Origin of the sequence: Halalkalibaculum roseum (assembly GCF_011059145.1) — a bacterium.
GTDB lineage: Bacteria > Bacteroidota > Rhodothermia > Balneolales > Balneolaceae > Halalkalibaculum > Halalkalibaculum roseum.
In genome coordinates this window covers 581,128-594,026 of sequence record NZ_JAALLT010000003.1, presented here as the reverse complement: position 1 = coordinate 594,026, position 12,899 = coordinate 581,128, and the positions used below count along the sequence as shown (strand labels likewise).

The 12,899-nt window shown below is 44.6% G+C and carries 12 protein-coding genes; 4 read left to right on the top strand and 8 right to left on the bottom strand.

Annotation, left to right across the window (positions count from 1 at the left end; translation table 11 throughout):
* The first annotated feature begins 137 nt into the window (after nucleotides 1-137).
* Nucleotides 138-1,409, top strand: coding sequence for a serine--tRNA ligase (serS, locus tag G3570_RS11030; RefSeq protein WP_165142240.1), 1,272 nt, complete (start codon nucleotides 138-140; stop codon nucleotides 1,407-1,409).
* Between the two features lie 214 nt (nucleotides 1,410-1,623).
* Here serS and G3570_RS11025 read toward each other — a convergent pair whose 3' ends face one another.
* The 3 genes from G3570_RS11025 to dusB all read right to left on the bottom strand — a co-directional run bounded on the left by G3570_RS11025 (nucleotide 1,624) and on the right by dusB (nucleotide 4,040).
* A complete protein-coding gene (locus G3570_RS11025; protein ID WP_165142238.1) occupies nucleotides 1,624-1,845 on the bottom strand; it encodes a hypothetical protein in 222 nt (73 codons plus the stop codon).
* A 188-nt stretch (nucleotides 1,846-2,033) separates the two neighbouring features.
* A complete protein-coding gene (locus G3570_RS11020; protein WP_165142236.1) occupies nucleotides 2,034-2,963 on the bottom strand; it encodes a patatin-like phospholipase family protein in 930 nt (309 codons plus the stop codon).
* Between the two features lie 84 nt (nucleotides 2,964-3,047).
* Entirely contained in the window at nucleotides 3,048-4,040 is a 993-nt protein-coding gene (gene dusB / locus G3570_RS11015; protein ID WP_165142234.1) for a tRNA dihydrouridine synthase DusB, read from the bottom strand.
* A 160-nt stretch (nucleotides 4,041-4,200) separates the two neighbouring features.
* On the opposite strand from dusB, the gene G3570_RS11010 reads away from it, so the two are divergent.
* The 3 genes from G3570_RS11010 (at nucleotide 4,201) to radA (ending at nucleotide 7,908) form a co-directional block, all read left to right on the top strand.
* Nucleotides 4,201-5,277 (top strand): class I fructose-bisphosphate aldolase, encoded by a 1,077-nt coding sequence (locus tag G3570_RS11010; RefSeq protein ID WP_165142232.1) that lies wholly within the window; start codon nucleotides 4,201-4,203, stop codon nucleotides 5,275-5,277.
* A 169-nt stretch (nucleotides 5,278-5,446) separates the two neighbouring features.
* The gene (locus G3570_RS11005; protein ID WP_249066981.1) at nucleotides 5,447-6,541 is read left to right on the top strand and encodes a lysylphosphatidylglycerol synthase transmembrane domain-containing protein; all 1,095 of its coding nucleotides are present in this window, start codon (nucleotides 5,447-5,449) and stop codon (nucleotides 6,539-6,541) included.
* A gap of 2 nt (nucleotides 6,542-6,543) precedes the next feature.
* Nucleotides 6,544-7,908, top strand: a complete 1,365-nt coding sequence (gene radA / locus G3570_RS11000; protein ID WP_165142230.1) for a DNA repair protein RadA — start codon at nucleotides 6,544-6,546, stop codon at nucleotides 7,906-7,908.
* A gap of 43 nt (nucleotides 7,909-7,951) precedes the next feature.
* On the opposite strand, the gene rpsU is transcribed toward radA, so the two are convergent.
* The 5 genes from rpsU to G3570_RS10975 form a co-directional block, all read right to left on the bottom strand.
* Complete coding sequence (gene rpsU / locus G3570_RS10995; RefSeq protein ID WP_165142228.1) at nucleotides 7,952-8,146, bottom strand: 30S ribosomal protein S21; 195 nt, start codon at nucleotides 8,144-8,146, stop codon at nucleotides 7,952-7,954.
* Between the two features lie 133 nt (nucleotides 8,147-8,279).
* Nucleotides 8,280-9,122: a TIGR02757 family protein gene (locus tag G3570_RS10990; RefSeq protein ID WP_165142226.1), complete on the bottom strand. Its 843-nt coding sequence runs from the start codon at nucleotides 9,120-9,122 to the stop codon at nucleotides 8,280-8,282.
* 4 nt (nucleotides 9,123-9,126) lie between these two features.
* Nucleotides 9,127-10,215, bottom strand: a complete 1,089-nt coding sequence (gene mutY / locus G3570_RS10985) for an A/G-specific adenine glycosylase (RefSeq protein ID WP_249066980.1) — start codon at nucleotides 10,213-10,215, stop codon at nucleotides 9,127-9,129.
* 68 nt (nucleotides 10,216-10,283) lie between these two features.
* Nucleotides 10,284-11,837, bottom strand: coding sequence for a putative Ig domain-containing protein (locus tag G3570_RS10980; RefSeq protein ID WP_165142224.1), 1,554 nt, complete (start codon nucleotides 11,835-11,837; stop codon nucleotides 10,284-10,286).
* Nucleotides 11,838-11,853: 16 nt separating this feature from the next.
* A complete protein-coding gene (locus G3570_RS10975; RefSeq protein ID WP_165142222.1) occupies nucleotides 11,854-12,831 on the bottom strand; it encodes an NAD-dependent epimerase/dehydratase family protein in 978 nt (325 codons plus the stop codon).
* Nucleotides 12,832-12,899: the final 68 nt, after the last annotated feature.

Below are 12,899 nucleotides of genomic sequence, written 5' to 3'. Positions count from 1 at the left end.
AACATAAAATCATGCAGGTCAGGAATAGATGTTGATCATAAAACTATCTCAAAAGAGATTAAAAATGTCCTGTATACCTTTGGTAAACTCTATTATCTTTGGGCTCTGTTCATAGCAACCAAATATTCATATTCTAGATGTTAGATATAAATTTTATTCGCGAGAATACCGAGAAAGTTAAACAAGGTATGATCGATAAGGGAGAGTCGAACACCGAAGCGGTCGATGAAGTATTAAAAGCAGATGAACAGTGGCGTTCTCTTGTCCAAGAGGTTGATGAACTGCGCAGTGAAAGCAATACCAAGGCCAAGGAAATTGGTCAGCTTATGGGGCAGGGCAAGAAAGAAGAGGCTCAGGAGATTATCAAGCACACCAGCCTGCTCAAAGAAAAGATCAAAAAGCTTGAAGATGATCTTCAAAATTACAAAAGCCGGCGTGACGATCTTTTGCTCAGAATTCCGAATACCCCGCATGAATCGGTGCCTGTTGGTAAAGGCGAGGCGGATAATGAAATATTTAAGACATGGGGTGAAACAGTTGAAGATGACTGGCGCAAAGCGCACTGGGACTTGGCGGATGAAAAAGGTTGGATTGACTTCGGTCGCGGGTCGAAGGTCACCGGCGCAGGATTTCCCTTTTACTTGGGACCTGTAGCCAGGCTGCAGCGTGCACTTATTAATTACTTCATCAATAATGCTTGTGATAATGGATTTAAGGAGATACAGGCGCCCTATTTTGTAAATGAAGACTCGGCGAGAGGTACGGGGCAAATTCCTGATAAGGAAGACATGATGTATGTGATTGAACGCGATGAGCTGTTTGCTATCCCCACTGCCGAGGTACCGGTAACAAATTTTCACAGGGATGAAATAATTGAGAAGGAAAACCTGCCCCTATTATATGTGGCTTACACTCCTTGCTGGCGTAGGGAAGCCGGTTCTTATGGAAAAGATGTTAGGGGTTTGAACCGCCTGCACCAGTTTGATAAAGTAGAGCTGGTAAAAATTGTGCACCCGGATACTGCTTATGATGAGCTGGAAAGCCTGAGAGCCTATGCGGAATCACTGCTGGAAGCTCTTCAGCTGCCTTACCGAACACTATTGATGTGCACCGGCGATATGGGATTCACACAGACAAAAAAATACGACCTGGAAGTTTGGAGTCCCGGTCAGAAGCGTTGGCTGGAGGTAAGCTCCTGCTCAAATTTTGCGGGGTACCAGGCACGAAGAATGCAGCTGCGTTACCGCAACGATCAAGGAAATACGGAAACATTGCATACATTGAATGGATCCGGACTGGCACTGCCGCGTGTGGTGGCAGCAATTCTGGAGACCTACCAGCAGGAAGACGGAAGAATTAAAGTGCCGGACGTTTTGCAGCCCTATACAGGTACCGAATACCTCGACTAAGGTAGGAAAGCATATACTATGAAATGAAAAAGTCTCTGGAGTCTATTTATTTATCCCGCGGATTACGCTGAGTTGCGCAGAATTGCATAAAGTTTCAGTGAACATCTGCGCTATCTGCGGGATAAAAATTTTTCGGTAAAGTTTTGCCAAAGTGGGATTCCAGTTTTCTAATTCGAACCCGACTTACCGTACCAAATACCAAAGGTTGCTACCTTCAGCTATATGAACTTCCCTTTGCCGCATTTGAGATGAGCTTGTAGAGCATGTATATGCCCAGGCAGCTGAGGATGATTATAATCAGACTGCCCCAAAAGATATATGCCAGATAGGGAACCAGCAGAATCATCAATAGGCTGAGTATATTTTTTAGCGGGTTTGCATAGAAGCTATACATATTCAATCCCGCAGTAAGCAATCGTATTATCCGCTGCCACATAGTATTGGTATTAAATTTATGATAACCTGATTCCCTATACGAGACTTCTTCAGAATTGATTCATTTTGAAAGGAAAAAGGGAAGTATTTCCCAAACATAGCACCTCTAACGAAATGAGGTCTCATTTCAGAGTTATTCATGGGTAGTGAATATTCTTGAAAGTGTTGTAAGCATTGAAAAGGAATAACTTACTTCGCTATTTCGGATAATACTTTCGAAGCCCGCTCTCTTCCCAGTTCCAATAGTGCTCTAAGGCGATTATTCTCAAAATCAACAGCACTACCCAGACTTTCTTGAGGTGCAATGATAATTGGGTCGATGTACTTGTAGGGACTCCCGTTCGACTTTTTCAGGATTAATCCTGCCTCTTCTGCCTGTTCAACCAGACTATTTATACTCAGAAACCGGTCGATATCCTCTTCAAAAATTTCATCCAGCATAATAGTAATAGCCTGGAAGGCGATTTGGATAATATCGCGTACCTCCACAGCATCTGGAGCCTCATCAATCGGTTCGGTAGGGATGATAACAACTTGGTCTGGATTAAACGGGAGTACTTCTTTAATGGGTGATATGTTGCGAAGACCGCCATCCACCCATATGGAATCATCCTGAATAACCGGATTAAATATAACCGGAATGGCAGTAGAGGCCAATATACGGTTGAGATCCGCGTCATCGATGCGGTGGTCATTATCGTGTCGAACCACAGCCTGAATGTATTCACCTGTTTCAAGCTTTACAAAACCGAAATGAAAGGGGATTGCCACTTTTTTGTTCAACAAGTACTTCCTCAAGAGTTGTTGCAAGGGAGCATTACTGAATTTTGAAAGCGGAGGCTTGCCAATGCCTATTTTATAGGTGAGATATTTTCTTGCGATGCTGAATAGAGATTGTTCTCTTAAAACCTGATCAGGGCTCAGGTTTTCCCAGATTTCAATCAACGTTGACATCTGATCGGTCGCGAGCATCGCGCCGTTCAGGGTACCGACACTTACCCCGCTTACAATATCAAACCGGTAACCTTGTTCCCTCAAAACCTGAAGGGCCCCGGCCTGGAAAGCTCCTTTGGCACCGCCGCCGGATAATACTACCGCTGTTGTTTTATCGGTTTGCATACAACTTCTCCCCAGATTTTGTTATTGATATAGGCCGGCTGATGTTAACAGGTTCGTTCTAGAAAAAAGTAACGCCAGTTTAAATCAGGTAGCTACAGCAAACAGCTCCTGTTCTTTGAAATTAAGCAGCAGTTCAAGAATAGGCTGCATTTCACTCTCCTTCATTATTTTCCCGCGCAGGTGACGGCTGTTGTGAACGCCTTTCAGGTACTGCCCGTAATGTTTTTTCATGATAATCACGCCGTATCGTTCACCGTGATGCTTGACGGATCTACGCAGCTGCTCGGCACAAAGCTCCAAACGTTCCTCAACTGTGGGCTCGGGCAGTAATTCACCTGTCTCGATGTAATGATGGGAATGCTCAAAAATCCATGGATTCCCAATGGCGCCCCGGCCAATCATTACTCCATCCACTCCGGTCTCATCAAACATGCGCTTGGCGTCTTCGGGGGAGGTTACGTCTCCATTACCGATTATGGGAATTTCAAGCCCGGGTGTCTCTTTTAATTTCTTTAGCCATTCCCAGCGCGCTTCTCCCTTATACTTCTGGCAGCGAGTTCTGGCGTGAACCGTCAGTGCTTTAACACCGATACTCTGAAGCATGAGCGCAGCCTCCTGTATGCGAATAGTTCTGTCATCCCAGCCTAATCGGGTTTTCACCGTAACCGGTTTAGTTTCTACTGCATCCACTACCGTTCCGGCCATGCGCTCCATCATGTCGAGATCTTTCAGGCAGGCAGAACCGGCACCTTTTTTTACGATTTTGTAGACAGGACAGCCAAAATTGATATCGACTATATCCGGATTGTTATTTTCTGCTACTTTGGCTGCTCCCTCCATAGCCTCTTCTCTTCCGCCAAAAATCTGTACACCGAAGGGTCGCTCCTCATCACTGAAATCCATCTTGTGGATGGCAGCATCTGTATCTCTGATGATAGCCTCGGAACTTATGAATTCGGTATATACCACATTCGCACCTTTTCTCCGGCAAATTGTGCGAAAAGGGGAGTCCGTGACATCCTCCATGGGTGCCAGAAGCAAAGGTTTGTCACCGAGATCTATTGAGCCAATGTTCATTTAGCAGTAAGTGATTGAATTGAAATTAAGCTTCAAATATAACAATATAATCCAAAAACCTCGATGAGGGCATTCGCTAGTCATTTCCTCTTTTATAATGTATATTGGCTTCTTCTGAGAAATTTTTTAAACAAAGTTGAAATCAAATTGGAGTAACGCTATGGCATTAGCTGCTAAAAGTATTGAAGAACTGCTCGGCAAGGAAGCCGAAGATTTATTGACACATGAATGTGAAACTATTTCTAAGAAAAACCTGCATCTTCCGGGTCCTGATTATGTAGATAATGTTTGGGCTCAATCCGATAGGAATCCGCGGGTACTCAGGAATTTACAATCACTGTTCGACAACGGCCGGCTCGCAGGAACAGGTTATCTTTCCATACTACCGGTTGATCAGGGTATCGAACACTCTGCGGGCGCTTCTTTTGCTCCTAATCCGGAATATTTCGATCCTGAAAAGATTGTTGAACTGGCAATTGAAGGTGGGTGCAATGCCGTAGCTTCAACTTTCGGCGTATTGGGATCGGTTTCACGAAAGTATGCACATAAGATTCCATTCGTGGTGAAAATAAATCATAATGAATTGATGACCTACCCGAACAATTACGATCAAATTATGTTCGGATCTGTGGAACAGGCATTTGACATGGGAGCTGCCGCGGTAGGGGCTACCATTTACTACGGTTCACAGGAGTCTAATCGTCAGATTCAGGAAGTGGCTGAAGCTTTTGAAAGAGCGCACGAACTGGGTATGGCTACTATTCTTTGGTGTTACACAAGGAATTCGGCATTTAAGGTAGACGGGACCGACTATCATGCCTCCGCGGACCTGACCGGCCAGGCTAATCATCTGGGTGTTACCATTCAGGCAGATATTATCAAGCAAAAGCAAGCTGTTAACAATGGGGGATATAAAGCTCTTAATATGGGTGACTCATCCTATGGAAAGCTCGATGAGCGTATTTACACGGAGCTGGCTACGGATCACCCAATTGATCTGACCCGTTACCAGGTAGCTAATTGCTATATGGGACGTGCCGGTTTGATCAACTCAGGCGGCGGATCCGGTGACAATGATTTTGCTCAGGCAGTGAGAACAGCTGTTATCAATAAGCGAGCCGGCGGTATGGGCTTAATCAGCGGCCGCAAAGCATTTCAGCGTCCTATGAAAGAAGGGGTTAAACTCCTGAACTTTATACAGGATGTTTATCTCGATGACAAAATCAATGTAGCTTAAGCACTATTTTGATGAAAAAGCCTTATGGATAGTCTCCGTAAGGCTTTTTTATTATTCATTTCCGGGAGTCAGTCAGTCGTGTACAAAAAGTGCTAGATTTACTACCTATTGCATAGTACCTTAATCACCGAAATCTGATAATCTATTATTGAGTTAGAAATACTCTTCTTTGGCAGATAACGAGGAAAAAATACAAGAACATCCTGACAAGTATTTTTCAAAAAAATACCTGTTTATTTCAATAGCGCTCAGTATTGCAGGTATGGCTGTTGTGGTGTATCTAACCTACACTCCGGGAGTGCTCGAGCATCTCAAGCCAAAACGATTACCCGGCCTCTTTATAGCGCTGATAGTGTCCTTTATGAGATTGTGGTTCTCAGCTGCTAGGATCCGTTATCTCTCTGAAAAAAAGCTTAGCTGGATTGCCTCTTTTCGCGTGATGCTCAGCTGGGACTTTACCTCTTCAGTTACTCCATCCACTATAGGCGGCGCCCCGATGGCAACTTTTGCCATGACCAAAGAAGGTTTCAGGCTGGGACAATCAAGTGCCATCATTTTATACAGTGTACTGCTCGACCAGCTCTGGTTTGCACTGGCAGTACCCATACTGCTAGTAACCGGTCTCTATTACGAAGTGGTTCCCGATAATATCGGGATGGTAGGGCAAGCTTCCATGCTACTCTTGTATGCGGGCTTGTTATCCTATGCCGGACTTATGGCCTATGGGGTGCTTAAAAATCCTTCCGCTATTACGAAAGTACTGAACGGGCTTTTTAAACTGCCTTTTTTACGGCGATGGCGCGGTAAAATTGCGGAAGAGGCCAAGAATCTGGAAGAGTATTCGCACGAACTTAGAAAAAAACCCAAGAGCTTCCTGTTAAAAGCCTTTTTTCTCACGTTTATGTCATGGATGGCCCGGGTTGCCTTACCTACGATTGTTGTATTGAGTTTGCTGCCGGCTGATGTAGTGCTTTCAGTTCTCCGCAGTCTGGCAATGAACCTTGCTTTCCTCATAATGCCTACTCCGGGCGGTAGCGGTGGTGTTGAGGGTCTCTTTGCCATATTCCAGGGGCCCTTGATGGATAGAAAAGCGTTCATCGGTTTGGCAGTTTTTGCCTGGCGCATCATCAGTTACTATATCACGGTCGGTTTGGGAATGATGGCAACTACCTGGTATATCAATCGTTCGGTCATTGATAAACTTCAAACTGAGGAAGCCGGTGCAGAAATTAATGAAGATATTTCAGCAGGAAATAAACACTGATAGTGGCTAAAACAAGAGTTCAATACCTATGTGACGAGTGCGGTCATACTTCCACAAAATGGCTTGGAAACTGTCCGAATTGCGGAAGCTGGCATACCTTTAAGGAGTTCAAAGTTAAAAGAGATAAATCATCAGACGATGATCACAAAGGGAAAGTGGAGGGGCTGGATAAGTCGGAACCGCCTCAGAAGCTGGAGGAAATTGAGGATAGAAATGAAATTCGTTTCACCAGTAACATTGTAGAACTGGATAGGGTGCTGGGAGGTGGATTCATGCCCGGTTCTTTTGTTCTTATAGGAGGAGAACCCGGAGTCGGTAAGAGTACCCTGACTCTTCAAATAGCCAAATCGAATAAGGATTTAAAGATTCTCTATTGTGCCGGTGAGGAGTCGGCAGGTCAGATTAAGCAGCGTGCCGAACGTTTGGGTGTCAGTTCAGACAATCTCTACATTTATACCGATACCATTATCAACAATGTAATTGATGAAGCACGGAAGCTAAACCCTGACCTCCTGATCGTAGATTCCATTCAAACGGTTTATCGCACCGAACTTTCGAGCATGGCCGGCAGTATTCAGCAGGTAAAAGAGTGTGCTGCTTTACTGCAACAGGTAGCCAAGAAACAGAATATTACTACCATGGTTATTGGTCACGTAACCAAGGAGGGCGATATCGCGGGTCCACGGGTATTGGAGCATATGGTAGATACAGTACTGCAATTTGAAGGAGACAATAATAACACCTATCGTATTCTACGTAGTATTAAAAATCGTTTCGGTCCTGCTCAGGAGGTCGGTGTTTTCGAAATGGTGGAAACTGGTCTCAAAGATGTATTAAACCCCTCGAAACTGTTTCTTTCCGACTATAACAGCAATGTCAGTGGAAACGCAGTAGTTTGCACGATTGAAGGGTCTCGCCCATTGCTTATTGAGGTACAGGCATTAGTAACAAACAGTAATTACGGGGTACCCCAACGTACCTCAAACGGTTTCGATCAGCGGAGGCTCTCACTACTGCTTGCAGTTCTGGAAAAGAGGGGAGGTTACCAGTTTTCGGGACAGGATGTCTATCTGAATGTGGCAGGGGGTATGAAACTAAATGATACAGCCGGTGACCTAGCCGTAATTTGTGCCCTGGTTTCCAGCCTGCTGGATAAAACCTTACCTGCTAATACCGTATTTCTGGGGGAGGTTGGGCTTGGAGCAGAGATTAGAACAGTGAACAAGCTTAGGCAGAGACTGGCGGAAGTGGAAAAACTTGGATTTAAACAAGCGTTGGTACCAAAATCGAATACGCTGAACGGCAAGTCGGCTCTCAACCTGGAAAGGGTACAGAACGTTGTTGAAGCCATAAAAATAGCCCTTTAGCATGGCCAAAGGGCTAATAAAATCTTTATAAAAGCGCTTTATATCAGTAGTTGTTACGCTGACGTCTGCGCTGCTCACGAATGCTTTTCTTCAGTGCTTCCCGTCTTTCTTCAGATGGCTTTGTATACTGCTGGTTCTCCTTGTATTCATTAAGGATACGTGAACGGGTAACCAATTTTTTGAATCGGTTAATTGCACGATCAATGCTTTCGTTATCTTTTACATTTACTCCAACCATGTTGTATCAAAAAATTATTTTGCTCTTTGTTAATGGACGCCTAATATAAGAATTTTAAATCATTAATGTAACTTCTCGACTAATAAAATAAATCTTAGCATCCTGAAGTTGAGAAAGTAGCTTATTTCATTGTTTAGCCAAGGTATTCCGGGTTTTTCACAAAACGTTCAGGGATCTCTTCATCGGAAAGACCGATACCGAAAAGTGCAAAATCATATTTGGATGGATCTTCGGGATCAAGCTGGCGTAACTTTCCTGTGAGCTCTTCCACAGCTTTCCAATCGTTGTATGTTCTTCCAAGCATGCCTAATACCCTGGCTTGACGGCCCACATGCACATCCATCGGTATCATCAACTCTGAGGCCGGCATAAAATCCATAATCCCAAGATCGACAGGACTTCCTTCACGGATGCTCCATTTCAGAAAGAGATACAGGCGTTTACAGGAGCTGTTCTTTTCAGAATCTGAGATGTGTTTGCGAGTTCTTTGGGCAGCTTCCGGATGCATGGCAAAAAACTCTTCATGGAATACACTGATCAATTCCCTGGATTTATTTTCGGCGTGGGAATAACAATGTTTCCAGAAATTTTCGAAGCCCGCATATTTATTTTCAATACTGCTAAGAATTTTGGTGAGCCAGTAGATGTCAACCGGTTTGAATGTTCGATGTTTGAATCCTTCAAATCGAGCGGCATCAGCTTCTGTGAAATTCTTTATAAAGTCTGCCGGCCGATGATCCATTCGATTGAGCAAATCCCCGACTTTATTGACTACAATATCCCTGCGACCCCATGCCATCAATGCTGCAAAAAATCCGGCCAGTAGTTGGTCTTCCTTATCTTCATAGGCGTGCATAAACTGTACGGGATCTTCATCGATGTACTCAGATTTTTCAGTACGATCGACCCACTCTTCCAGGTAAGGTTTAAGCTCTTGGAGTTCCTTCCGGCTCGCTTGCTTGAGTTTCTTTGCCACGGTGTTAAAGATCTAACTCCTTTTGTCCGTTCGACTTCATGAGTTTCTCGGTTAGCTTACGATTAGCCTTTGGGAAGGGATAACGGTCGAGCTCAGAGATGGATACCCATTTCAGTTGCTGACTTGTTTTCGGATGAGGATCACCATTCTTCAGTTCACATAGGTAGGCATGCAACGTAATCTTAAAGTGAGAATATGCGTGATCCAGTTTCATAAACGGCTTGGTGATTGCAACATCTACTCCCAGCTCTTCTTTGAGTTCTCTTATTACGGTTTGCTGTATGTCTTCATCTTTTTTCTGCTTGCCACCGGGGAATTCCCACATACCGCCCAGCATAGCGTCTTCGGGACGAAGCGCAATAAGTACTTCTTCCTCATCCCGGATTATTCCCACCCCTATCTGATGGTGCGGTCGCTTTTTTGCCGGGGATTTGTAGGGTATGGAATCCGTTTTCAATGTGGAATATGCCACACAATCGCTACTTAGGGGACATTGACTACAATCTGGGTTTGTCGGTGTACAGACAGTAGCTCCCAGCTCCATCACGGCCTGGTTAAAGTCGCCGGGACGTTCTTTGTCCAGAAGTTCATCTGCAGCCTCCTGAACAGTATTTTTGGTACTCGAGCTACGAATATCATCTTCGATACCCAGGTAACGTGTAAGCACGCGCAGAACATTACCGTCTACAACCGCATGGGGTTTAGCAAAAGCTATACTTAACACTGCCGATGCGGTATAGGGTCCGACCCCCTTCAGTTCTAGAATCTCTTTCTCGGTGTCGGGTATTTTGCCATCAAAATCTTTGACTACGGTTTTGGCGGCATGGTGCATATTACGGGCACGGCTGTAATAACCCAAGCCTTCCCAAACCTTTAAGACTTCCTGCTGATCGGCTTCTGCAAGCGCATAAACATCCGGGAAGTGTTCAATAAAGCGATTGAAATAGGGAGTTGCCTGGTCAACCCTTGTCTGCTGCAGCATAATTTCAGAAATCCAGGTCTTATACGGGTCCTCACAATCACGCCAAGGCATGTCTCTTTTATTGTCATCATACCAGGCAAGCAGACGAGAACGAAATTCTTTATCAGTCAAGGTTTACTTCTGATTTTGTGGTGATGCGTTATTCAGTTGTTCAAGAGCCTAACAGAAAACAGGGTTTGTTAGTTGCCGTTTTCCGAACCTCTTTGGGCATTGACAACACGAATGGTGATATCCACAGAGGAGGCAGCTCCATACTGGTCGGTAGCGATAACCCTGAAATTATTCTCACCTACCTGGCGCGCGGTTGGCGTCCAGCTAAACTCACCAGTTTGTTCATTTACTGTTGCTCCTTCAGGAAGGTCAACCCCCAGGTATCTAACCAGATCCTGGTGCATGCCATCAGGATCGGTGGCTTTTATGGGCAGGGTAAATGATTCACCAACCGGTATGGAAATAGGTCGCAAGGGTGCGAACCTTGGAGGTGCATTAAACGATCGTACATCAACCGAAAAGGTAGTACTGTCTGTTGCGCCATTGCTGGCTGTAGCTACCACCTTAAAACGATGTTCGCCTACGTCATCAGCCTTTGGCTGCCAATAAAAGCCGTTGGACCTTATCTTCGCCGATTGTATATCCGACTGGTAAGCATACTGAATTTGTTCGGCCGGAATATTGCCTTCCAGTTCGAGATCAAGCAGCAAAGGCTTCGGATAGGGAACTACCTGGTCATTGACCGGCTTCATGTTGATTGTTGAAGGCAGTGCAGGTGAATTTTCGGTTGCATTGCTGGCAACAGCAGGCTGTCCGGCAACTATGCGGCTGATTTGGTTGTACTCACTCAGCCAAAACTGGTCTTTGGTTACGGTAAAATAATTACCTGCATCGGCGTCATCTTTCCACAGTACCGGTGCACGGTTTTGATAAGAGGTCCAAATACGATTCGAGGTTCCTTTTATGATCAGCCAATCCTTCCAAATCCTAATTTTTTGGATTTCTTCACCTATAGATCCAAGCTTTGAAAGGTCTCCCTCACGATTGATCTCATAAATATTTCCATCTTTATCAGAACCGATCAAATTCTGATTCAACAGGAAAATACGATCCATGTTTCTGAGCAGTGATAGTTCGCGGCTTAGGGTAATGCCGTTTTCACCGGATTGAAAGACGTATAGTTTATTCTCATTTGACAGTACAAAAAGCTGGTTGTCTGTGCCTTCCAAATCAATAATGTTCTCACCCTGCAGATTTTGAGTGGCCATGACCTCTGCAGTGCTGTCTACTGAAGCCGGATTACGCAGGGAGATTCGTGCCAGCCCGCCGGAACCAAGAGCCAGGTAGAGCTTCTGTTCAATACGCTGGGCATCGAGAGGTTTTTCAGGTAGAAGGGTGGATGAGTATACACCAAGTACTGAAGTGGGTTCAAGCACTGTTAGCCTACGGTTATAACCAAATAGGTAGGCAAATCGTATATCGGCAGTAACCCTGTTGCCGCGCTGTTCCATGCCGGTTGAAGAGTATAACCACTGCAAGCTGTCATTATGAGCACGAAAAACAACCATCCCTTCCGAGTTGGAAAGAACATACAGGTGAGCCGGAGAGCTCTCCATAGCAATAACCGAAGGAATTTCCATGGTAGTAGTGTAGTCTTTCGTGAGACTGGGCTGTCCTTGAGCTGCTAGCAAGGTTCCAAAAATCAATAGTAACGTTATACTCAGAATTCTTTTTGAAATCATATTATTCATCTGTTGATTATAACCAGTGATGCAGTTGATACCAATGTATGGTTCGAGACAACCCCTCTTTCAGGGTATACTCGGGTTCGTAACCTAACTCCTTATCGGCTTTATCTGCCTTGCAGGTCCACTCCATGATCATTTCATTGGCTTTATCCTTGTTGATAACGGGATAAGTACCAAAGAATGATGCAGTTTTTTCAATTAATCCCGCTATCTTTTTTACGAACTTCGGTTTGACATAAATGGGAATGGTTTTTTTACCGAGTACCTTCGAAGTAGTTCCCCTGATTTCATTCCAGGTGTGTATTTTTTCCCCTGTTATAAAATAGGTGTTAACGCCTGACTCATGATGCTTAGCCGCTTTCAGGATACCCTGAATTACATCTGATACGTAAACCAGCGAAATTTTTGGGTGATTGCCATCCCCGACTATCGGACATATATGTTTGGAAACGGCTTTAAAGAACGTAAAAATCTGATCTTCCCTGGGCCCGTACACTGCCGGCGGTCTCAAAATGGTGATCGAAGTATCATCGCCGGGATGGATTCGATGAATCATCTCTTCCATCTGCTTCTTAGATTTTCCATACATGCTGATAGGATGCATGGGATCCTCCTCCGTAACAGGTCTGCCCTGACTGGGTCCTGCCGCTGCCAGGGAAGAAAGCACCACAATTTTTTTTACACCTTGTTTAAAAGCAATTCGCAATAAATTCTCGGTCGCATCCACGTTGGCATGTTCAAACTCCTGGTAGGTAGGAGCCATAACCAGCCCTGCCAGGTGAAAAATGACGTCAACATCCTTAACTGCTTTTTTTAATACGGGGAGATCGTCCAGATCACCTTTGATTTTTACATAGTCTTTACCCTTGAGCCATTTTTCATTATTACGTACCAGGCAGCGAATTTCTTCATACCCTTCATGATCAATCAGGGTGTCTGCTAAGTGGCTTCCAATAAAACCGGTGCCACCTGTTATAAAGGCTTTCATTAAAATTTGTATATTTGAAGGCTTAAATGAATTTCTTCCTGAAGGTCTTCAGGCTAATTTTTTGTTGA

Coding starts and splice junctions, on each gene's coding strand:
- rpsU (WP_165142228.1), bottom strand. CDS start 8,146: ATGGTTGGAGTAAATGTAAAAGATAACGAAAGCATTGATCGTGCAATT.
- G3570_RS10980 (WP_165142224.1), bottom strand. CDS start 11,837: ATGATTTCAAAAAGAATTCTGAGTATAACGTTACTATTGATTTTTGGA.
- G3570_RS10975 (WP_165142222.1), bottom strand. CDS start 12,831: ATGAAAGCCTTTATAACAGGTGGCACCGGTTTTATTGGAAGCCACTTA.
- G3570_RS11020 (WP_165142236.1), bottom strand. CDS start 2,963: ATGCAAACCGATAAAACAACAGCGGTAGTATTATCCGGCGGCGGTGCC.
- G3570_RS11025 (WP_165142238.1), bottom strand. CDS start 1,845: ATGTGGCAGCGGATAATACGATTGCTTACTGCGGGATTGAATATGTAT.
- dusB (WP_165142234.1), bottom strand. CDS start 4,040: ATGAACATTGGCTCAATAGATCTCGGTGACAAACCTTTGCTTCTGGCA.
- serS (WP_165142240.1), top strand. CDS start 138: ATGTTAGATATAAATTTTATTCGCGAGAATACCGAGAAAGTTAAACAA.
- G3570_RS11010 (WP_165142232.1), top strand. CDS start 4,201: ATGGCATTAGCTGCTAAAAGTATTGAAGAACTGCTCGGCAAGGAAGCC.